Genomic DNA, 18,926 nt, shown 5'->3' with positions numbered 1-18,926 from the left:
ATTCAGGCCACCGCGTCTCGCCACCTCGCCTGGAGGTCGGCGGGACTCTGTATTCGGACGGCTGGATCAGGAGCAGTGGCCTGAGTGATGAGTGCCGCGAGGCCACCGGGAAGCGCATGCCGGTCGGTGCAGATCGCCAGCATGCGGCCCAGGTTGAACACGGTCGTCCGCCCGTCGATGAGCGCGCCACGCGTGAACTCCTCGGGGGCCATGAAGCGGGTCGAGCCGGGCAGGCGACCCACCTCGTTGCGGTACGGACCGCGCCGGTAGCATTCCAGGTCCATGAAGCGGATCTCCCGCGCGGCGAAGTCGTACATCAGGCACCCGTCATAGAAGTCCCCCGCCACCCAGCCGTGCCGCGCCAGCAGGACGTGCAGGTCGATGATCTGCCCCAGGGCGACCAGGATCTCCGACAGGGGCAGCGCGCGGAAGCGGGCGTGGGCCTCCTGCGGGTGATCCCGCCGCCCGGCCGGGGCGCGCAGCAGGTCACCGGGAAACCACGGCTGGATGACTGCGATGCCGCCTGCGCCCTCGTATACGCGCTGCACGGGAATCAGGGCGGGGTGCGAGATCTCCAGCTGCGCCGTGACAGCGCGGCGCAGGGCCGCCACGCGCGCCGCGAAGGTCGTACCGCCCGGACTGGGGTGCGCCGCTCCGGCGGTCTTCACGAACAGCCGCTCGCCTCCCGGCGTCTGCACCCCGTACGAGACGTGCCCGGAATCCTGCGTGCGCTCACCGAACACCTGAAAGACCGTACACAGCGATGACAGCAACTCCGCGGTGGTGAGGTGATCCGACATCCGACGAGTGTAGTCGCAGGCATTGGTCGTTTCCTGGCCTTCTGCCCCCGCGCGGGCCGGGGCGTGATATGACGTGCGGCACTGTGACGCCCGTGAAACCTGACGTTCCTCAATCCCTGCATCTGGCGCGGCTGGCGCAGGGCAGCCCCGGCGAGTGGGTGCGGCTGCCCGGCGGGCGCGTGCGCGTCGTGAACCTGTCCGGCACCCTGACGGGGCCGGCCGAGACCGGCTGGCTGGTGTGCCTGAGTGGCGAGGCGGTCGTGGACCTGCCACTGAGTAACTTCGTGCGCCTGCGCCCCGCCGAGGGCTACCGCGTCCGCGTGGAGGAACCCTGGACGGCGTTCGGGACGAAGGACGGCACGGTGCTGATCCTCACGCCAGACGAGTGACGGCGGTGTGGGGCAACCCCGGCAGCGTGAGGACGTCCCGCAGGTCACCCAGCGTGGCGTCCGGGACCTCGCCGCGCAGGGGGTGGGTGCTGGGCAGCCACGCGGCACGCAGGCCGGCGGCCTGCGGTCCGGCGATGTCGTTGCGGGGCGAGTCGCCCACGAACCACGCCTGATCCGCGCGGACGCCCAGGCGGTCCAGCGCCAGCCGATAGATCGCGGGGTCTGGCTTGCTGAGCCCCACGGCCTTGCTGATCACGAGGTCGTCGATCAGGCCGCTCAGGCCGCAGGTCTCCACGCAGGTGCGCTGGAGGTCCGCCCAGCCGTTCGTGACGACGCCCACCCGCACGCCACGCGCCCGCAGGTCGCGCAGGACGGCGTGGGCGTGGGCCATCGGGACGGCATGCTGCACGTGCCCCGCGTAGGTGTCCAGCAGGGTGCGCGGGTCGTGCGGCAGGTTGAATTCCTGCACGAGCCGCGGGATCACCTCCGCCTTCGGGCGGTAGCCGTGATCCTCCAGGGCCAGGAAGCGCGCGGCGTACCCGTCCGGAAGGCAGAACTGCTGGACGTGCCCCGCCAGCCACGCGCGCAGCGTGACCGCGCGGTCGTGCAGGGTGCCGTCCAGATCGAACAGGACCGCCCGGGTGCTGGGATGGTCACTCGTCACGGCTGTCGGGATCGCGCGCGCCCTCGTTCTGCGGGCTCTTGTGGAACGCCGCGCCCAGAGCGTGCACCGCCGCGTGGATCAGGCGGGTGTTGATCACCTGCGCCGCGTGCATGCCCGCCGCCGCCGCCTGCACCACGTACTGCGGCGCGCCCGTCATATCCCCGATAGCGAAGACACCCGGCACGCCCGTCTCCTGATCGGCATTCACGGTCACGCGGCCCTTCCCGTCCAGCTCGCAGCCCAGCGCAGCGGGCAGGTGACTGCCGCCCTCCTGCTCCGGCGCGAGGAACACCGCGTCCACACTCAGGGGCGGGGCGCCCACGAACGACACGCACACCGGGGCGTCCTCTATCGGGCCGCCACTCACGCGGCGCACCGGCTGCGTACGGACGGTGACACCCACCCGTTCCAGATCGAGCGCCTGCTCGGGCGTCAGGCAGGGCTCCCCGTCGCACAGCAGGGTCACGCGGTCCGACCAGGCCCGCACCGTCAGCGCGAGGTGATGCGCCGACTGCCCCGACCCGTACACGGCCAGGGCGCGGCCCTCGTGCTCCCAGCCGTCGCAGTACGGGCAGTGGAACACGCCCTGACCCCAGCGTTCCCGCAGACCCGGTACCGGCGGCAGGATGTCGCGCACGCCCGTCGCGAACACCAGCACCCGCGTGCGCTGCCACGCGTCCCCGACGCGCACATCGAAGCACTCGCCCACCCGCCGGACCTCGCGTGCGCCGTCCGCCCGGACCGTCACGTCGTACGGTTCCAGATCCGCCAGGGCCGCCGCCTTCAGGTCCTCGGGGCTGATCCCGTCGCGGGTCAGGAGGCCGTGCCCCGCCGACACGCTCGCGTTGCGGGGCGGCCCGCCGTCCAGCAGCAACACCCGGCGCCGCGAGCGGCCCAGCGTCAGCGCCGCACTCAGGCCCGCCGGCCCCGCGCCCACGATCAGCACGTCCCACAGGCCCGGCACGACCTCCCCCGCGTGCGGCGCGGGCACCGCCGCTCCTCTCACGGGGCCGCTCACTGCGGACCGGGCCGGACGCTCAGGTCCGGCAGCAGCGCGTCGCGCGGGGCGTTCAGCGCGAACGCGATCAGCGCCGCCACCGACTCCGGCCGCACGAACGCCTCCGGGGTGTACGGCGCGCCCTCCTGCGAGCGCACCTTCTCCTGCATGGGCGTCGCCGTGCGGCCCGGGTACACGCTCGTGACCCGCACGCCATGCGCGGCCTCCTCCTCACGCAGCGCGTCCGCCAGGGCCTTCAGGGCGAACTTGCTCGCCGCGTAACTGCCCCAGCCCGCGTTCGCGCGCAGGCCCGCGCCGCTGTTCACGAACACCACCGTGCCCCGCTCGGCCCGCACGCGCGGCAGCAGCAGGCGCGTCAGTTCCGCCGGGGCGACCACGTTCACCGCCAGCGTGTGCGACCACACCGCGTGGTCCTGCTCCGCCACCGCGCCCAGCTCCACCACCCCCGCGTTGTGCACCACGTTCGACACGCGCCCCAGCCCCGCCAGCGCCGCCTCGAACGATGCCGGGCGGGTCAGGTCCAGCACCAGCGGCGTCCCCCCCACCTCCGCGCACAGGGCCTCCAGCGCCCCCACGTTCCGGCCCGACAGGATCAGGTCATGCCCCGGCGCCAGCTCACGCGCCAGCGCCGCCCCGATCCCACCCGCCGCACCCGTCACCACCGTCACCGGACGAACACTCATGGCCCGACGGTAGCAGGGGTGTGGGGCCTGGGGGGCGGGTCGCAGGAAACGGTGAAGAGGCGCCGCCTCTACCCCAGCTGCGGGTACACCGTCGCGCGCTTCACGCGGCCGTACGCGAAACTGGTGTCGATGGAGGCGATGCCGGGCACGGCGTGCAGTTCCCGGCGCACGAACGCCTCGTACGCCTTTAGGTCGGGCACGAGGACGCGCAGGAGGTAATCGGCCTCGCCGGTCATGACGTAACAGTCCAGCACGGCGTCCATGCGGGCGATGGCGTCCTCGAACGCGCGGATGCTGGCCGTCGTGTGCAGTTGCAGCCGCACGCGCACGAACGCGGTGACGGTCAGGCCGTACGCTTCCTCGTCCACCAGGGCGGTGTAGCCCTGGATGACGCCCGAGTCCTCCAGCTGCCGCACGCGCCGCAGGCACGGCGACGGCGAGAGATGCACCTGCTCCGCGAGGTCCTGGTTGCTGATGCGCCCGTTCGCCTGGAGGGCCGCGAGGATGCGGCGGTCACGGTCGTCCATGGGTGGATTGTGGCAGATTCTGCCCCTGATCCGGGCCTTCAGGGCAGAGTTTGGCAGTTCCTGACCATTCCGGGGTGCTCTGCGCCCCCTGCCGGAGGATGCGGGGGTGAGTCAACTCAGCTCCTCGCTTCCGCGCGGGACCGCCCGGGCCCGTTTGACCGGCACCCTGCTCGGCTGGGCGGCGCTGGCCGTCACGGTGTTCATCTGGGCGGCGTTCGCACTGACCATCCGCGCCATCGGGCACTCGCCGCTGACGCCGGGGGACGTGGCGCTGATCCGCTTCCTGATCCCCGCCGCGCTGCTGCTGCCGCTGCTGCCCTCGCGCCTGCCCGCCCTGCGGCGTGTTCCACGGCACGCGGCGCTGATGATCACCGCCGGGGCGGGCCTGCCGTTCTTCCTGATCGCCGCCGCCGGGGGGGCCAGCACATCCGCCGCGCACGTCAGCGCCCTCGTGGCGGGTACCACCCCTCTGTCCGTCTTGCTCGTCGGGGCCATGCTGTTCCGCGACCGCGTGCAGGCCGCCCAGTGGCCCGGACTGGGCCTGATCCTGCTCGGCATCGTCCTGCTCGTACTCGGGCTGGGCACGGTCGGCGCCTCCCCCATCACCGGGATCGCGCTGCTGCTGAGCGCCAGCCTGCTGTGGGGCGGGTACACGCTCGGCATCCGCCGCGCCGGACTCGATCCGCTGGCGGTCGCCATGCTCGTCACGTACCCCTCGCTGCTGCTCCTCGCGCCGCTGCTGCTGACCGGGACGCTGCCCAGCCACCTCACGCAGGTGCCCTGGCAGGGCCTGCTGCCGTTCATCGCCGTGCAGGGCGTCGGCGTGGGCATCGTCGCCTCGCTGACCTACCCCTACGCGCTGCGACACCTCGGCACGCTGCGCTGCGCCACCGTCGGCGCGCTCGCGCCCGTCCTCGCCACCCTGCTCGCCCTCCCGCTGCTCGGGGAGCGGCCCAGCCTCGCCTCGGCCATCGGCGTCGCCATCGTCACCACCGGCGTCCTCGTCTTCAACCTCATGCCCACCCGCACCCCCACTGCCCCCACAGGAGTCGTCCATGTTCAGTGACCTGCGCCCCCTCCCGCTCGATCCCCTCTGGGCCATCCAGAACGCCCACCGGGACGACCCCCGCCCGCACAAACTCAACCTCGGCATCGGCATCTACCGCGACGCGCACGGCCACACCCCCGTCCTCAGCGCCGTCCAGCACGCCGAACGCCACCTCGCTGACGCGGCCCCCAGCAAGGTCTACCGGCCCCTGAGCGGCAACGCCGACTTCACCGCCGCCATGACCCGCCTGCTCCTCGGCGACCACCCCCCTACCCTGGACCGCGCCGTGACCGTGCAGACCGTCGGCGGCACCGGCGCCCTGCGCACCCTCGCCGACCTGATCGCCAGCGCCCACCCAGACGCGACCGTCTGGACCTCCAACCCCGGCTACGCCAACCACCACCCCCTCATGCGTGCCGCCGGCCTCCTCACCGCCGAATACCCCTGGCAGGACGACGGCACCGGCCACACCGACCTGCGTCCCATCCTCGAAGCCCTCGGGCACGCCCAGCCCGGCGACATCCTCCTCGTGCAGGGCTGCTGCCACAACCCCACCGGCATCGACCTGAGCGAAGAGAGCTGGCACGCCCTCGCCCAGCACTGCCAGGGGCGCGGCCTCATCCCCCTGGTCGACATGGCCTACCAGGGCCTCGGCCAGGGCCTGGCTGAGGACGCCCAGGGCCTGCGGATCATGACCCGGCACCTCGGCACCGTCCTCATCGCCGCCAGCTGCTCCAAGAACATGGGCCTCTACTGCGAACGCACCGGCACCGCCACCGTCCTCGTCCCCCAGCCCAGCGAGAAAGCCGTCGTCCTCAGCGTCCTTGAGGGCATCGCCCGCCGCACCTACTCCATGCCCCCCGAACACGGCGCCGCCATCGCCGCCGCGCTCCTGCACGACCCCGAACCCTGGCACCAGGAGCTCGACACCATGCGCGACCGCATCCGCACCATCCGCGAAGCCCTCGGACACGCCCTGCGCGACGCAGGCGCCCCACACGCCCTCCTGAGCACCGAACACCACCAGGGCATGTTCAGCCTCCTCCCCCTCACCCCCCACCAGATGGACACCCTCCGCGAACAGCACGCCATCTACGGCACCCGCGAAGGCCGCATCAACATCGCCGGCATCCCTGACGACGCCGTCACGCCGCTTGCACAGGCGCTGGTCGCGGTGTACGGGCGGGAGGTGGTCGGGCGGTAACGGCCCTTCACTGGGGCTGGTGGCGGGCCTCCCCACCCCCCAGCCCCCTCCGCAAGCGACTCATCCGAGTCCCCCAGAGGGGCAGGGGGCGTTTTCGCTGCGCTCGGCAGGTATTTCTCTGAGGTGGTCGGCGGGCATGGGGCGGGAACGGCCACGGATGGGGTTGCAGACCTCCGGTGTCGCCGCGTTCGCCCCGCGCGCTGCCCACACGACGAGCTCGGCTGCCACGACGTTGCATTGGCTCCAAGTCTTGGTGCGCGCCAGAAGGTTCTACTTTCTTCAGCTGCTGCAAAGGCTGTGGTTTTGAAAGTCGATCAGCGGCGCGAAGCGTCCCACTGATCACCTGACCGCAGATCGCCACCGGCCGTCGTGCGCGCAGCGCGCGGGCCTTGCGGGGGGCGGAGGATGGCGTCAAGGCCGGACACGTCACCGCCCAATACAGGACCGCCGCATCAGGAACAACTCTTGCCCAGTGCCAACGTAAGCCCCCCCTGCCCCTCTGGGGTAGGGGGCTGGGGGGTGGGGAAGCCCGCCGCCAGGCGCAACCATTCCAATCCAGCCCCGAATCCCTACCGCCCCGCCAGTCCCGCGTAGTACGCACTGATGCCGTCGGCGATGGCCTGCGCGACGCGCCGCTGTCCGTCTGGGCTGTTCAGGAGGCGGAGGTTGCCGGGGTCGGTGAGGTACCCGGTTTCCACGAGGAGGCTGGGTTGGGTGGTGGGGCGGGTGAGGGCGAGGTCGGCGTCGGGTTTGAGGCCGGCGCCGGGGCCGAGGTCGGGGAGGCCGGCGCGGAGGGCGGTGAGGATGGCCTGCGCGGGGCCTCTGGCCTGCTGGTGGGTGTAGTAGATCTCGGGGCCGCGGGTGCCGCGGGGGTCGCGGCCGTCGGGGAGGGCGTTGGCGTGGATGCTGATGAGGAGGTCGCTGCTGGCTGCTTCGGCGATCAGGCCGCGTTCGTAGAGGCCGAGGGTGAGGTCGGTGTCGCGGGTGAGGGTGACGGTGGCGCCCTGGGCCTGGAGAAGTTGGGCGGCGAGGAGGGCGATGGGGAGGGTGAGGTTCTTTTCGGGGGTGCCGAGGCTGCCGGCGCCGCCGTTCTGGGTGCCGCCGTGGCCGGGGTCGAGGGTGATGACGCGGCCCTGGAGGGGTCGGGCGGGGTCGGGGGTGGGGGGCTGGCGGGTGGTGAGGCGGAGGCTGTCCCCGTCGGCGGTGGCGGTAAAGCCCCAGAGGGGGTCGGTGAGGGTGAGGTCGAGCTGGGTGACGCCGGGGCTGGGGGTGCTGAGGGTGAGGCGGGTCAGGCGGGGGTCGCCGGGGTCGGGTGGGGTGAGGGGCCGGGTGGGGGTGGCGTAGAGGGTGAGGCGCAGGGTGCGGTCGCCGGTCTGGGTGAGGGTGAAGGAGGGCCGGGCGGGGCCGAGGGGGAGGCGCAGGGTCAGCTGACCGGGGTCAGGGTCGATGCTGATGGGGCCGCCGTCGGGGGCGGGGGGCGGCGCGAAGCCGACGGGGGCGGTCTGGGCAGCGGTGACCAGGGCGCTGACGCCGGGGGCGAGGCGGACGCGCAGGTCGGTGCCCACGCGGCCGACGGCGCGGTAGGTGGTGCCGTCGCGGGGGTAGAGCAGCGGCGCGCCCTGGGGGGTGGTGAGGCGGGTGCTGCTGGCGTTCAGGTCGGGGCCGGGCACCGTGCCGGGTGGGGTGGTGACGGTGCGGGCCGCGCCGGGGGTGCTCGTGACGCGGCCCGGTGCGGGGGCGCTGACGCTGCGGCTGTCGCGTCCGGTGAGGGTGACGGTGACGGTGGCGCTGCTGAGGCGGGCGGTGGCGGGCACGTCAAGCGCGCCGCTGTACGTGCCGCTAGGCCCTTCGCGCAGGGGCTGGGCGGGCAGGCCGGCGAGGCGGGCGGTGGCGCGGCCACCGGGGCTGCCCTGGAAGCGCACGGGAATCTGCCGCTCCTGGGGGGTGTCGCCGGCCGCGTCCCACAGTTCGGTGGGCTGGGCGGGCGTGACGCTCTCGCGGGTCAGCAGGGTGGGCGTGGCGGGCAGCGTGCGGGGCACGGTGCGGGTGACCCGCAGGATGCGGGTGGCGCTGCGGGCACTCTGGCCGGGGCGGGCGGGGGTGCGGGCGATCAGGCGCAGGTCGTTCACGCCGGGTTTCAGCGGCCACCAGGTCATGTACAGGCCGTCCGGGCCGGTGGGGACGGGCGTGCCGCTCACGGTGAGGGTCGCGCCGGGCGTGACCATGCCTTCCAGGATGACGTGGTCGAACGTCACGCGGTGATCGGCGGGCGGGTAGGCGACCAGGATGGCCGGGGTGCCGGCGGCCGGGGCGGGGGCCGCGGGCGTGGCGGCGGGGGCGGCGCCGGGGAGCAGCAGCGCGGCGAGCAGCGGGGCGGCGCGGGCCGGAAATGGACGCATGTCTGGGGATAGCACGGTCCTCCTACCCTCCGGGTGTGGAGGTGCGTGGGGGTGCGGCGGCGGGCGGGCTTAAGCTGTGGGCACATGACAGGTCAGCTACTCCAGGCGTACGAGGACGGGTGCGAGACCTTCGAGGGCTTGAGGGACGCGGCGGTGGCGCACACGCTGCAGCTCATCGGCGGGGCGGGCCTGAACATCCATCACGTGACGGGCCGCGTGAAGAAACGCGCGAGTCTGGAAGACAAGCTGCGCCGCAAGCCGGGCCGCTACGGGGCCCTGTCGGACGTGACGGATCTGGTGGCGGTGCGCGTGATCACGTACTTCGAGTCGGACGTGAGCGTGGTGTCGCGCCTGCTGGAGGAGCATCACGCGATCGACTGGGAGAACTCGATCGACAAGAGCAAGATGCACGACCCGGACCGCTTCGGGTACATGGGCGTGCACTACGTGGTGCAGGTCACGCCGGACTCGCCGGATCTGGCGGCGTTCGCGGGCCTGAAGTTCGAGGTGCAGATCCGCTCGATCCTCCAGCATGCCTGGGCGGAGATCGAGCATGACCTGGGGTACAAGAACCGCGAGGCGATCCCGCGGGAGGTGCAGCGCCGCTTCTACCGGCTGGCGGGCCTGCTGGAGATGGCGGACGAGGAATTCATGACCCTGCACCGCCTGTCGCAGCAGTACACGGCGACGCTGCCTGAGCGGGTGCAGGACGCGCCGGACGCGGTGTTCATCGACGCGCCCAGCATGCGTCACCTGCTGGACGTGCCGCCGGTGCGGGATCTGGATCAGCAGGTGGCGGGGGCGCTGAACGTGCTGCTGCTCACCGACTGGCCCGACCCGGAGCGGGCGCAGCGGCTGGCGAGCCTGCTGCATTACGTGGGGGTGCACTCGGTGGGGGCCCTGCAGAAGGAGCTGCGGCGGCATGAGGCGGAGGTGGTGCGTTTCGCGTCGCTGCTGCTGCCGCGCCTGCGCGAGGCGTGGACCCCGGCGGGCGGCGCGCGGCCGGGGACGAGCGTGGTGCATTACGCGCTGCTGCGGGCCTGCGCCAATCCGCTGCTGGACCCGCATGAGATTGTCAGCATGCTGGACATGCGCGGCGTCCTGAGCGGCGATCAGCTCGTGGCGGCGGTGCGCGAGGCGTACACGCAGGCGACCTCGGGGGCCGGGCCGGCCGGTGGGCTGACCGTCGCCTGACACGGCCCGCGCACCCTGACCTTGACGGGATCACCAGCGTGGAGGCCGTCCAGGCCGACCGGCAAGCCGTGTCCCGTCAGGGAGTGGGCCATGAGCCACGAACGAACGAGCGGTCAGCCGAGTGTCACCCCGCACCTCCCGGTCCTGCCGACGCTGCCCCCGCTGTGGGATGAGCTGCGCGCGTACGCCCTGCCAGGCGGCCTGCTGGCCCGCCTAGGCCGCGAGCAGCGCTGGACGCCCGCCTTCACGCAGCGCGCCGCGCAGGAGTACCGCCGGTTCCTGCTGCTGTCCACCCTGGGCGCCCCGGTCACGCCGCCTGCGGTGGTGGACGAGGTCTGGCACCTGCACCTGCTGTTCACACGCGACTATTGGGAGCGCCTGACGCCGCTGCTCCCTGCGCCGCTGCATCACGAACCCGGGGGTGGCCAGCCGGGCGACCCGGCCCGCTTCCGCGCGCAGTACGAGGCGACGCTGGACGCCTACGCCCGCACCTTCGGGGAACGGCCCCCGGCGGACATCTGGCCGGACCCGCGCCGCTCGCCGCGCCCGCAGCGGGGGCCGCGCGGGCACGTGCAGGGCAGCGCGCGCCGCTCGGGCCTGTGGCTGGCGCTGGTCGTGGCCGTGATCGCGGGGCTGACCTTCGCCTGGAGTCACTACGCGGTGCTCGTGGCCCTGGGGACCGGGCTGATGGCGCTGTTCCTGAGCTGGGTGTCCGGATTGCCCAGGACCACTGCGCGGCGCGAGGGTGGAGGTTCAGACACCTGGTTCTCGTCGCCAATGTACCTGACCTCCGACACGTCCTCATCTTTCACCTGCACGCCGGACGGCGGCTCATCCGGCAGCAGTGACGGCAGCTGCGGGGACAGTGGCGGCGGGTCGAGTTGCGGATCCAGCTGCGGCGGTGGGTGTAGCAGCTGATCGTCAGTCGGGGCCGTTGCGGACGCGGCGGGCGGCCCTGGCCGCGCTGAGGCGGCAGGCGTCAGGGTCGGGCGGCGCGCAGCTGGCCGAACACGTCGGTCAGGAGGCGGGCGGCCTCGCGGGCGCGGACGCCGGGCGTGACGGTGGGCGCGTGGCCCCAGTGCGCGGCGAGGAGGTCGGTGACGCCGCCCAGCGCGCCCGCCTTGGGATTGGCCGCCCCGTACGCGACGTGCCCGATGCGCGCTTCGAGGGCCGCGCCGAGGCACATGGGGCAGGGTTCGAGCGTGACGACCAGCGTGCAGCCCGTCAGGTAGGGCGTGCCCAGGGTGCGGGCGGCCTCGCGCAGGGCGGTCAGTTCGGCGTGGCGGGTCATGTCGCCGTGCTCGCGGCTGGTATTGCGGCCCCGCCCGACCACCTGACCGTCCGGGCCGAGGACAACGGCGCCGACCGGGACTTCCTGCGCGTCGGCAGCCAGCCGGGCCTGCGCCAGCGCCTCGCCCATCGCGGCGTGCAGGGGCTCGGGGGGCTGGGCGGCGTGCTCGCGCGCGCCGGTCGCCCAGATGGGCGGCTGGAGGCCGATCCACTGCACGCCCGCGTCACTGACCAGCAGCGGCACGCGGTCGCGGTCGGCGCGGGGCACGTGCCGGTCGGTGAGGACGTCACTGAGTTTGCGGGTGCCGCCGGGCAGCCGGATGCGGTCACCGGGCTGCCGGGTGCGGGGCGTCCAGCCGTCGGGGACCGGGAAGGCGGGTGCCGGGTACGCCTGTGGGGTCAGGTGCAGCTGCCCCCCGGTGACGGTGACGGGGTGCGTGCCGGGCAGGTCGAGGTGGGTGGTGCCGCCCACCTGAAGGGCGTCGGCCAGGGTGTCGAGGTGCGTGGCGTGCACGTCCAGCCCGGCGTCCATCAGGCGGGCGCGCAGCCAGCGGCGCAGCACGGCGCTCGGCACGGCGCGCAGCGGGACGTGCGCGGTGATCCGCCCCGCCTGGGCGCTCAGGGCGCCCTCGTCCTGCGCCTGGTGGCGGGCCACGCGGGCCAGGGTGGCCTCCAGCGCGGGGTAGCGGGCGGTCAGGACCGGCATGACCTCGCGCCGCAGCCACGCGCGGGTGTAGGTGGTGTCCAGGTTGCTGGGATCCTCGCGCCAGTCCTGCCCCTGCGAGCGCAGGAACGCCTCCAGCTCCGCGCGGGGCACGTCCAGCCAGGGCCGCCGCACCCGCCCGCGCGCGGCGGGTATGCCGCGCAGCGTCGCCTCGCCGCGCAGCAGGGCCGTCAGGACGGTCTCGGCCTGATCGCGGCGGGTGTGGGCGGTCAGGATGGCCCGCGCGCCGCGCGCCTTGGCGGTGCGGGCCAGGAAGTCGTACCGCAGGCGGCGGGCGGCGTCCTCGGTATTCCAGCCGCGCCGGGCGGCCACCGCGCCCACGTCCACCCGCGCGGCGGCGAAGGGCACGTCCAGCCGCGCGGCCAGCGCCTGCACCCACGCGGCGTCCTCCCCGGAGTCGGGCCGCAGCGCGTGATCCAGGTGCGCCGCCACGGGCCGCGCGCCCACCTGCGCCAGCGCCAGCAGCAGCGCCACGCTGTCGGCCCCGCCGGACACCCCGACCACCACGACCTCGCCCGCGTACTCGCGCAGGGGTCGCCACAGGGACTCGGTGGGATCGGGCACGGGCGCATTCTAGGGGTCCGGCCCGTAGAATCGGGCCCATGAGCGTCACGCCCGGACAGGCCGCCCCCGACTTCACGCGCCGCAGCGACGACGGCCGCACGGTCAGCCTCGCCGGGCTGCGGGGCCGCTGGGTGGTGCTGTACTTCTACCCCCGCGCGAACAGCGCCGGGTGCAGCGTCGAGGCGCAGCGCTTCGAGGCGGCCCTGCCGGAGTTCGAGCGGCTGGGCGCGCAGGTGATCGGCGTGAGCACCGACACCGAGGCCCGGCAGGCGTCCTTCCGTGACCGCTGCGGCCTGAGCTACCCGCTCCTGCCCGACGGCGACCGCAGCCTGTGCCGCGCGTACGGCGTGATCGGCACGCTGGGCGGCCTGCTGAACATGGCGTCGCGCGTGACCGTCCTGATCGACCCGGACGGCACGGTCGCCTGGGTGCACCGCAGCGGCAATCCCCTGACGCACGTCAGCGGCGCGCTGGCGGAACTGGAGCGGCGCACGCCGGGGGCCCCCACCCCGCACAGCGGAGTGTAAGGACCGTCAGGTGCGGGTCACCCGCGTGCCTTACCCTGATCTTATGAAACGTGGTGTGATGGGGGCAGCGGGCCTGGCGCTGGCGGGCCTGCTCAGTGGGTGTGTGCCGGCGCCGCTCCGGGCGCAGCCCGGGGCGCAGCTTCGCCTGACGGTGACGCCGGGCACGCGGGCCGTGGAGACCGTGACCGGCGAGGACGCGCTGTACCGCGCGCCGGGGCCCGGGAGCCTGCGGGTCAGCACGGACCGGGCGGCGTTCGTGACGTCGGTCGTGCTGCCGGCGCAGGGTGGGGCGCTGGTGCTGCCCACCGTGCAGACCCGGCCGGGCGAGGTGGTCTCGACCCCGCTGCCCGTCACGCAGGGGTTCACGCAGGTGTTCACGGTGGCCAGCCTCGCGCCCATGCCGCTGGACGCGGCGGCGGGTGCGCGCAGCGTCCCGGACGTGTCGCGGGCGGTCGAGGGTGCGGCGCGCGCCCTGCCGGCCGGGGCCTACACGGTGGGCACGACGGTGTACCGCGTGGTGCGCTTCGGGACGCTGGACGTCCGGTCGAATCTGGCGGGGGCGACGGTGCGCGTGAACGGCGTGCGGGTGGGCGTGACCCCCCTGACCGTGCCGGACCTGCCGGAGGGTCGCCTGTCGGTGGAGGTCTCGCGTGACGGCTTCAAGGCCGTGACGCAGCAGGTGAATGTCGTGGGTGACGCGGTCAGCCGCGTGGACGTCACCCTGCGCCCGGTGACCGGCACCCTGACAGTCCGCAGCGACGTCCTGGCCGACCTGTTCATCGAGCGGCAGCGGGCCGGGATGGTGCAGCCCGGCCTGGGGCTGGACCTGCCGCTGCGGCCCGGCGTGGTCGCCCTGAACGTGGTGCCGCGCGACCGGGCGCTGGCCGCGCAGAACCTGCTCGTGCGGGTCACGGCCGACAAGGTGACGCCGGTGATCTGCGCGGTGCGCGGCGGGGCGTACAGCTGCACGCTGCCCTGACACCCAGCGGGGCGGCGGGGGAAGCCACACCGGCCTCCCCCGCCGCCGTGTTCCCGGCACGGTGTCTGGCCGCCCGGGGACGCGGTGATACGCTCGCGGCATGACCGACGCGCCGCTGCTCACGCCCGTGCTGGGCTCCCTGCACGCCCTTCAGGTGCCGATTCCGTACCCGATGAAGTACGTGACGGTGCTGCTGGACCGCCCGGCGGGGGGCCCGGTCACCATGATCGACTGCGCGCTCGACACGCCCGAGGCCCGCGCGGCGCTGGAGGCGGGGCTGGCGGCGCTGGGGCTGCACTGGCCGGACGTGGACCGCCTGATCATCACGCACCACCACCCCGATCACTACGGGCTGGCGGGCGTGGTGGAGGAACGCAGCGGCGCGCAGGTGCAGATGCTGGACGTGGAGATCGGGCGGGGCGAGCGCTACTGGCACCTGTGGGAGGAGTGGCTGCCCGGGCACCTGAAGCACATGCGCGATCACGGCCTGCCGCCCGAGTCGCTGGAGGGCATGGGGGCCGACAACCGCCGGGGCCGCGAGCGGGTCCATCCGGCGTCGCGCGTGCAGCCGCTGCGCGAGGGGCAGCACGTGGAGCTGTCGGGGCAGCCGTGGGAGGTGCTGTGGCTGCCCGGGCACGCGGACGGCCACCTGGGCCTCTGGAATGAAGCCGAGGGGACCCTGATCGCCGGGGACGCGATCCTGCCGCGCATCAGCCCGAACGTGGGCCTGTACGCGTACACCCGCCCCGACCCGCTGGGCGACTACCTCCAGACGCTGGGCAAACTGGAGGCGCTGAACCCGGCGCGGGCGGTGGTGGGGCACCACGGGCCGGTCATGACCGGCGTGCAGGCCCGCGCGCGCGAACTGCGCGACCATCACCACGAGCGGCTGGACTTCATGAAGGCCGAGGCGGCCCGTGAGCCCCGCAGCGCGTACGAGCTGTCCCTGGCGATGTTCCCGCGTGACCTGAACATCTCGGGGCGGCGCTTCGCGCTGGCCGAGACCCTGGCCCACGTCGAGCACCTGCGCCTGCTGGGGCAGCTGTACCGCACCTGGAACGAGGCGCGCGAGGTGTGGCTGTACCACGCCTGAGGAGGGCTTCAGGTCGATGATTGACAGGTGATGGATCTCTCCCCCTCCTGCTACCTTCAACCATCAACCATTGCCTCCCACGGACCGTGGACCCCGTGACCGTCCCGGGCGTGCCCGGGCTCTATACTCCGGCGCATGACAGCATCCCAGTCGGAACTGCAGCGCATCATGGCGGCGCTGCAACAGAGCGGCCTGACTGTCGAGGCGGTCGAGGACGGCGCGCTGATCCAGGACGGTGAGACGCGCGTGGCGATGTTCGCCGAGGCCGATCCGCAGGGCGGCGTGATCGTGCGCCTGCACCTGGACCTGGACCTGTACGTCGAGGAGGACAGCCTGCCGGACATCCTGATGGGCATGAACCTGATGAATCAGGGCCTGGACTACGGCGCGCTGAACCTCGATCCGGTCGATCCGGACGAGGACGCCGACGAGGACGCGCCGCTGACGTTCGCGGTGCTGGGGCGCAGCGTGCTGTGGCTGGCGGATCTGGGCGTGGCGGAACTCGACCGGCTGCGTGAGCACCTGCGCCGCTTCGAGCGTGAGGTCACCGAGACGGTGGAGCGCACCCTGCACGGCAGCAAGGGCCTGAGCGCGTAACAGCAGGCTTCATCGCGGTGTTCAGGTGCATTGAGGGAATCACGGCACCTGAACGCCGCTTCCCGCACTCGGCCTGAAGCAGTCCGCTTCCCGGTCTCCCTGGGCGGGCAGGGTCACTTCACCACGCGCGCCGAACGGCACCAGAACAGCGGCGGCCAGCAGGTTCAGCATCCGCGCATCCTATCGCCGTTCCCGGACGGCCGCGTGTCGGTGTGCGCGGGCATAGTTTCTGTGCCTGGGGCGGCGTACGGTGGGGGCCTGAACTGACGGTTGGCGCGGTGGGTGGTCGCCGGAACGTGGTGTTGCCCGGGTGGGCAGCGGCAGTCGTGAGGTGATGGGCATGACCAGAGGCGTGCAGGGTCGAGGTCGGGCGGCGCGGGCGGGCACGATGCATTTCACGATGCTCAGCCGGGGCCGGGTGTATGGACTGTTCCGGTCGCTGGAGGACGTGCAGGCGTGTACGTCGCGTCTGCTGGCGCTGGGGCTGGGGGATCAGTCGGTGCAGCTCCTGATGGGTGAGGACGGCGTGGCGGCGCTGGACGCCGACGGGCGGCGACACGGGCTGTGGGCGCAGCTGCTGCGGCTGATGCAGGGCGCGACCGACGAGCGCGTGCACGTGGAACGCTACGTGGAGGCGCTCGGCTGGGGCGAGATTCTCCTGAGCGTGGACGTGTCGGACCAGCCGGGTCGCCTGCCCGACGTGGCGCAGGCGTTCCGGGGAGCCGGGGCGCACTTCGTGAATCACTACGGGGCGTGGGTGGTCGAACCGATCTGCGCGTAAGCGGCGGGAACGGGAGCGTGCGGGCCGCCTGCGCCTCAGGATCACCCGGCGTGGTTCAGAGTGGACAGAGAAGCGCCTAGACTGCCTTGTGCACCCGGCGATCTCTGTCCTTGACCTGACGCTGCGCGACCTGCATCCCGGACGGCGGTTTACTGGCGTCACCTTCGCAGGCTACCGTGCCAACTCCGAATTCCCGTCGCAGCAGGCAGCGGCGCACCGGGTCCAGGCGTTCGTCCAGGGCCTCACGCATCCGGTCCGGCCGGCCTTCTGGCGTCAGCGGCCTCCCGTCAGGGGCCTGTATCTGGACGGCGGCTTCGGCGTGGGGAAAACGCATCTGCTGGCCAGCGCGTGGGCGCTGGCCGCGCAGGACATCCCGGCCGGGTACGTTCATTTCCAGGAGCTGACCTCCCTGATCGGCCGCCTGGGCTCGGCGCGCGCCGCGCAGGTCTTCGCCCAGTTCAGGCTGCTGTGCATCGATGAATTCGAACTCGACGACCCCGGGAACACGCACCTGATCGGCACGTTCCTGGGCAGGATCATGCCGGGCGGCGTGCACGTGATCACGACCTCCAACACGCCGCCCGGCAGCCTGGGGGAGGGGCGGTTCAACGCGGCGCTGTTCAGCGAGACCCTGCACGCCCTGGCGGCGCGGTTCGAGGCCGTCCGTATCGACGGTCCCGATTACCGCGGACGGGAGCAGGCCCGTCAGACCCTGCTGTCGGCGGCGGAATACCTGGCGTGGCGGCAGCGGCACGAGGGGGTTCACGTGCTGAGCTGGTCCGGCACCGAACTGGCTGATGTTCTGCTGCGTGTTCACCCCGCCGATGTCGGCCGTTGGCTCGGCGGGGTCGGCGGCGTTGCCGTCACGGACCTGCGCACCTTCACCCACCCGGACAAGTTGCTGCGGGAGCAGGGCGCGATCCGCTTCGTTCACTTTGTGGACAGGCTGTATGACATGGGCGTGCCCGCGGCGTTCACGGGCGTGCCTATCGCGGAGATCTTCGAGGACTCCTACCGGACCGCCGGGTTCGGGCGGAAGTACTCGCGCTGCCTGTTGAGGGTGGCCGAACTGATGACGGAGGCCAGCTGAGCCGGCCGTCGGGGCTGGCCCGGGTCAGATCGCCGCGGCGCCCGGCTGCACGGCGGGGCGCATGCGCCGGTGGCCGAGGACCCTGGCGGCCAAAACAGGTGGCAGGCGCACCCGGGCGGGCCGCCTGCCACTGATCTTCCTGCCGGTTACTGGCGGTCTTGCAGTTTCACGTAGTGCGCGTCGGTGGCGCCGGTGTACACCGCGTCGGGGCGCAGCAGGCGGTTGTTGCCCGTGTACTCGATCAGGCTAGCGCACCAGCCGCTGATGCGGGCCAGCGCGAAGATGGGCGTGAAGTATTCCTTCTTGATGCCCAGGTCGCTGTACACGGTGCCGCTGTAGAAGTCCACGTTCGGGTAGATGCCCTTGCTGCCGATGCGGTCCACGACGACCTTCTCGATGGTTTCGAGAATCTGGTAGTAGTTGCTCTTGCCTTCCTTGTTCGCCACGTGCTCGGCGTAGTCGCGCAGGACGCGGCTGCGGGGGTCGAAGTACTTGTACACGCGGTGCCCGACACCCATGATCTTCTCTTTGTTGTCGAGCTTCTTCGTGATGAACGCCTCGGCCTTGTCGGGCGTGCCGACCTCGTCGAGCATGTCCATCACGGCCTCGTTCGCGCCGCCGTGCAGGGGGCCCTTCAGGGCGCCGATGGCGCTCGTGATGCAGGAGTACATGTCCGAGAGGGTGCTGCCGGTGGCGATGGCGGTGAAGGTGCTGGCGTTCATGCCGTGGTCCACGTGCAGCACGAGGGCGATGTCGAACAGGCGGGCCTGCTCGGCGGTGGGTTCCTTGCCGCTGAGCATGTACAGGTAGTTCCCGGCGTGGGTCAGGTCCATGCGGGGCGCGATGATGTCCTGCCCTTCCTGCGCGCGGTTGATCGCGGCGATGATCGTGGAGAACTGCGCGATCATGCGCGTGGCGATGGCGCGGCGGCCCTCGGCGCTGGTGTCCTCGGCCTGCGGGTCCAGCAGGCCCAGGTAGGACACGGCGGTGCGCAGCGCCTGCATGGGGTGCACGCCGCGCGGCATGCCCTTGATGATCTCGGTCAGCGCCTCGGGGATCGCGCGGTTGGCTTTCAGGTCCGCGTCGAACTGCGCGAGCTCGGCGGCGGTGGGCAGCTGGCCGTTCAGGAGGGCCAGGGACAGTTCCTCGAAGGTGCTGTTTTCCGCCCATTCCTGGATCGGAATGCCCAGGTGGGTCAGGATGCCTTCGGTGCCGTTGATGAACGTGAGTTTGCTCTCGGTGAAGAGAACGCCTTCGAGTCCTTTGGCGATACTGGCGGTGTTCGTCATGATGATCGAGCATACCACCGGCCCGCTTTCCGCCGCCCCCCGATCACGTTCCCGGCGGGGTGACAA

At 72.5% G+C, this 18,926-nt stretch carries 20 protein-coding genes; 11 read left to right on the top strand and 9 right to left on the bottom strand.

The window, feature by feature from the left end; translation table 11 throughout:
- Window positions 1-2 precede the first annotated feature (2 nt).
- Complete coding sequence (locus AUC44_RS03960) at window positions 3-800, bottom strand: serine/threonine-protein kinase (protein ID WP_062157488.1); 798 nt, start codon at window positions 798-800, stop codon at window positions 3-5.
- 92 nt (window positions 801-892) lie between these two features.
- Here AUC44_RS03960 and AUC44_RS03955 point away from each other — a divergent pair, with 92 nt between their 5' ends.
- The gene (locus tag AUC44_RS03955; protein WP_231724519.1) at window positions 893-1,189 is read left to right on the top strand and encodes a hypothetical protein; all 297 of its coding nucleotides are present in this window, start codon (window positions 893-895) and stop codon (window positions 1,187-1,189) included.
- On the opposite strand, the gene AUC44_RS03950 is transcribed toward AUC44_RS03955, so the two are convergent.
- From AUC44_RS03950 to AUC44_RS03935, 4 genes are all read right to left on the bottom strand, one after another.
- Window positions 1,173-1,853, bottom strand: a complete 681-nt coding sequence (locus tag AUC44_RS03950; RefSeq protein WP_062157486.1) for an HAD family hydrolase — start codon at window positions 1,851-1,853, stop codon at window positions 1,173-1,175. The two genes, AUC44_RS03955 and AUC44_RS03950, sit on opposite strands and share 17 nt — an antisense overlap.
- The gene (locus tag AUC44_RS03945) at window positions 1,843-2,844 is read right to left on the bottom strand and encodes an NAD(P)/FAD-dependent oxidoreductase (RefSeq protein WP_231724518.1); all 1,002 of its coding nucleotides are present in this window, start codon (window positions 2,842-2,844) and stop codon (window positions 1,843-1,845) included. The genes AUC44_RS03950 and AUC44_RS03945 overlap by 11 nt, the downstream gene beginning before the upstream one ends.
- Window positions 2,845-2,867: 23 nt before the next feature.
- Entirely contained in the window at window positions 2,868-3,554 is a 687-nt protein-coding gene (locus AUC44_RS03940; RefSeq protein ID WP_062157485.1) for an SDR family oxidoreductase, read from the bottom strand.
- Between the two features lie 68 nt (window positions 3,555-3,622).
- Window positions 3,623-4,081 carry an Lrp/AsnC family transcriptional regulator gene (locus tag AUC44_RS03935; protein ID WP_062157484.1) on the bottom strand — a complete coding sequence of 153 codons (459 nt, stop codon included), beginning with the start codon at window positions 4,079-4,081 and terminating at the stop codon, window positions 3,623-3,625.
- A gap of 154 nt (window positions 4,082-4,235) precedes the next feature.
- On the opposite strand from AUC44_RS03935, the gene AUC44_RS03930 reads away from it, so the two are divergent.
- On the top strand, window positions 4,236-5,147 hold the full coding sequence (locus AUC44_RS03930) for a DMT family transporter (RefSeq protein WP_197408579.1): 912 nt from the start codon (window positions 4,236-4,238) through the stop codon (window positions 5,145-5,147).
- Entirely contained in the window at window positions 5,137-6,333 is a 1,197-nt protein-coding gene (locus AUC44_RS03925) for an amino acid aminotransferase (RefSeq protein WP_062157483.1), read from the top strand. Before AUC44_RS03930 ends, AUC44_RS03925 begins: the two co-directional genes overlap by 11 nt.
- Before the next feature lie 569 nt (window positions 6,334-6,902).
- Here AUC44_RS03925 and AUC44_RS17225 read toward each other — a convergent pair.
- The gene (locus AUC44_RS17225) at window positions 6,903-8,732 is read right to left on the bottom strand and encodes an N-acetylmuramoyl-L-alanine amidase family protein (RefSeq protein WP_062157482.1); all 1,830 of its coding nucleotides are present in this window, start codon (window positions 8,730-8,732) and stop codon (window positions 6,903-6,905) included.
- An 84-nt stretch (window positions 8,733-8,816) separates the two neighbouring features.
- On the opposite strand from AUC44_RS17225, the gene AUC44_RS03915 reads away from it, so the two are divergent.
- Together AUC44_RS03915 and AUC44_RS03910 are read left to right on the top strand one after the other, a co-directional pair.
- The gene (locus AUC44_RS03915) at window positions 8,817-9,926 is read left to right on the top strand and encodes a GTP pyrophosphokinase (protein WP_062157481.1); all 1,110 of its coding nucleotides are present in this window, start codon (window positions 8,817-8,819) and stop codon (window positions 9,924-9,926) included.
- A 90-nt stretch (window positions 9,927-10,016) separates the two neighbouring features.
- Window positions 10,017-10,844 carry a glycine-rich domain-containing protein gene (locus AUC44_RS03910; RefSeq protein ID WP_062157480.1) on the top strand — a complete coding sequence of 276 codons (828 nt, stop codon included), beginning with the start codon at window positions 10,017-10,019 and terminating at the stop codon, window positions 10,842-10,844.
- A 61-nt stretch (window positions 10,845-10,905) separates the two neighbouring features.
- Here AUC44_RS03910 and tilS read toward each other — a convergent pair whose 3' ends face one another.
- Window positions 10,906-12,504: a tRNA lysidine(34) synthetase TilS gene (gene tilS / locus AUC44_RS03905; RefSeq protein ID WP_062157479.1), complete on the bottom strand. Its 1,599-nt coding sequence runs from the start codon at window positions 12,502-12,504 to the stop codon at window positions 10,906-10,908.
- A gap of 38 nt (window positions 12,505-12,542) precedes the next feature.
- Between tilS and AUC44_RS03900 the strand changes: the two genes are divergently transcribed.
- The 4 genes from AUC44_RS03900 to AUC44_RS03885 all read left to right on the top strand — a co-directional run bounded on the left by AUC44_RS03900 (window position 12,543) and on the right by AUC44_RS03885 (window position 15,700).
- Window positions 12,543-13,031, top strand: coding sequence for a peroxiredoxin (locus tag AUC44_RS03900; RefSeq protein ID WP_062157478.1), 489 nt, complete (start codon window positions 12,543-12,545; stop codon window positions 13,029-13,031).
- 43 nt (window positions 13,032-13,074) lie between these two features.
- Window positions 13,075-14,010: a PEGA domain-containing protein gene (locus AUC44_RS03895; RefSeq protein ID WP_062157477.1), complete on the top strand. Its 936-nt coding sequence runs from the start codon at window positions 13,075-13,077 to the stop codon at window positions 14,008-14,010.
- Window positions 14,011-14,110: 100 nt separating this feature from the next.
- Window positions 14,111-15,103 (top strand): MBL fold metallo-hydrolase, encoded by a 993-nt coding sequence (locus AUC44_RS03890; RefSeq protein WP_062157476.1) that lies wholly within the window; start codon window positions 14,111-14,113, stop codon window positions 15,101-15,103.
- A gap of 135 nt (window positions 15,104-15,238) precedes the next feature.
- Window positions 15,239-15,700, top strand: coding sequence for a hypothetical protein (locus AUC44_RS03885; protein ID WP_062157475.1), 462 nt, complete (start codon window positions 15,239-15,241; stop codon window positions 15,698-15,700).
- A gap of 39 nt (window positions 15,701-15,739) precedes the next feature.
- On the opposite strand, the gene AUC44_RS17175 is transcribed toward AUC44_RS03885, so the two are convergent.
- Window positions 15,740-15,871 (bottom strand): hypothetical protein, encoded by a 132-nt coding sequence (locus AUC44_RS17175; RefSeq protein WP_257721368.1) that lies wholly within the window; start codon window positions 15,869-15,871, stop codon window positions 15,740-15,742.
- Window positions 15,872-16,040: 169 nt separating this feature from the next.
- Between AUC44_RS17175 and AUC44_RS03880 the strand changes: the two genes are divergently transcribed.
- The gene (locus AUC44_RS03880) at window positions 16,041-16,481 is read left to right on the top strand and encodes a hypothetical protein (protein WP_157445159.1); all 441 of its coding nucleotides are present in this window, start codon (window positions 16,041-16,043) and stop codon (window positions 16,479-16,481) included.
- Window positions 16,482-16,569: 88 nt separating this feature from the next.
- Window positions 16,570-17,571, top strand: coding sequence for a cell division protein ZapE (zapE, locus tag AUC44_RS03875; RefSeq protein ID WP_062157473.1), 1,002 nt, complete (start codon window positions 16,570-16,572; stop codon window positions 17,569-17,571).
- 146 nt (window positions 17,572-17,717) lie between these two features.
- Here the strand turns inward: zapE and AUC44_RS03870 are convergent, their stop codons facing one another.
- Window positions 17,718-18,860: a citrate/2-methylcitrate synthase gene (locus AUC44_RS03870; RefSeq protein WP_062157472.1), complete on the bottom strand. Its 1,143-nt coding sequence runs from the start codon at window positions 18,858-18,860 to the stop codon at window positions 17,718-17,720.
- Window positions 18,861-18,926: the final 66 nt, after the last annotated feature.

Source organism: Deinococcus actinosclerus (assembly GCF_001507665.1).
Classification (GTDB): Bacteria; Deinococcota; Deinococci; order Deinococcales; family Deinococcaceae; genus Deinococcus; species Deinococcus actinosclerus.
This window is presented reverse-complemented; position numbering and strand designations above follow the sequence as displayed.

What these genes read in the sequence shown, in the direction of transcription:
- AUC44_RS03960 (WP_062157488.1), bottom strand. Translation starts at nt 800, where the DNA reads ATGTCGGATCACCTCACCACCGCGGAGTTGCTGTCATCGCTGTGTACG.
- AUC44_RS03940 (WP_062157485.1), bottom strand. Translation starts at nt 3,554, where the DNA reads ATGAGTGTTCGTCCGGTGACGGTGGTGACGGGTGCGGCGGGTGGGATC.
- AUC44_RS03935 (WP_062157484.1), bottom strand. Translation starts at nt 4,081, where the DNA reads ATGGACGACCGTGACCGCCGCATCCTCGCGGCCCTCCAGGCGAACGGG.
- AUC44_RS03925 (WP_062157483.1), top strand. Translation starts at nt 5,137, where the DNA reads ATGTTCAGTGACCTGCGCCCCCTCCCGCTCGATCCCCTCTGGGCCATC.
- AUC44_RS17225 (WP_062157482.1), bottom strand. Translation starts at nt 8,732, where the DNA reads ATGCGTCCATTTCCGGCCCGCGCCGCCCCGCTGCTCGCCGCGCTGCTG.
- AUC44_RS03915 (WP_062157481.1), top strand. Translation starts at nt 8,817, where the DNA reads ATGACAGGTCAGCTACTCCAGGCGTACGAGGACGGGTGCGAGACCTTC.
- AUC44_RS03910 (WP_062157480.1), top strand. Translation starts at nt 10,017, where the DNA reads ATGAGCCACGAACGAACGAGCGGTCAGCCGAGTGTCACCCCGCACCTC.
- AUC44_RS03900 (WP_062157478.1), top strand. Translation starts at nt 12,543, where the DNA reads ATGAGCGTCACGCCCGGACAGGCCGCCCCCGACTTCACGCGCCGCAGC.
- AUC44_RS03895 (WP_062157477.1), top strand. Translation starts at nt 13,075, where the DNA reads ATGAAACGTGGTGTGATGGGGGCAGCGGGCCTGGCGCTGGCGGGCCTG.
- AUC44_RS03890 (WP_062157476.1), top strand. Translation starts at nt 14,111, where the DNA reads ATGACCGACGCGCCGCTGCTCACGCCCGTGCTGGGCTCCCTGCACGCC.
- AUC44_RS03885 (WP_062157475.1), top strand. Translation starts at nt 15,239, where the DNA reads ATGACAGCATCCCAGTCGGAACTGCAGCGCATCATGGCGGCGCTGCAA.
- AUC44_RS17175 (WP_257721368.1), bottom strand. Translation starts at nt 15,871, where the DNA reads ATGCTGAACCTGCTGGCCGCCGCTGTTCTGGTGCCGTTCGGCGCGCGT.
- AUC44_RS03880 (WP_157445159.1), top strand. Translation starts at nt 16,041, where the DNA reads ATGACCAGAGGCGTGCAGGGTCGAGGTCGGGCGGCGCGGGCGGGCACG.
- AUC44_RS03870 (WP_062157472.1), bottom strand. Translation starts at nt 18,860, where the DNA reads ATGACGAACACCGCCAGTATCGCCAAAGGACTCGAAGGCGTTCTCTTC.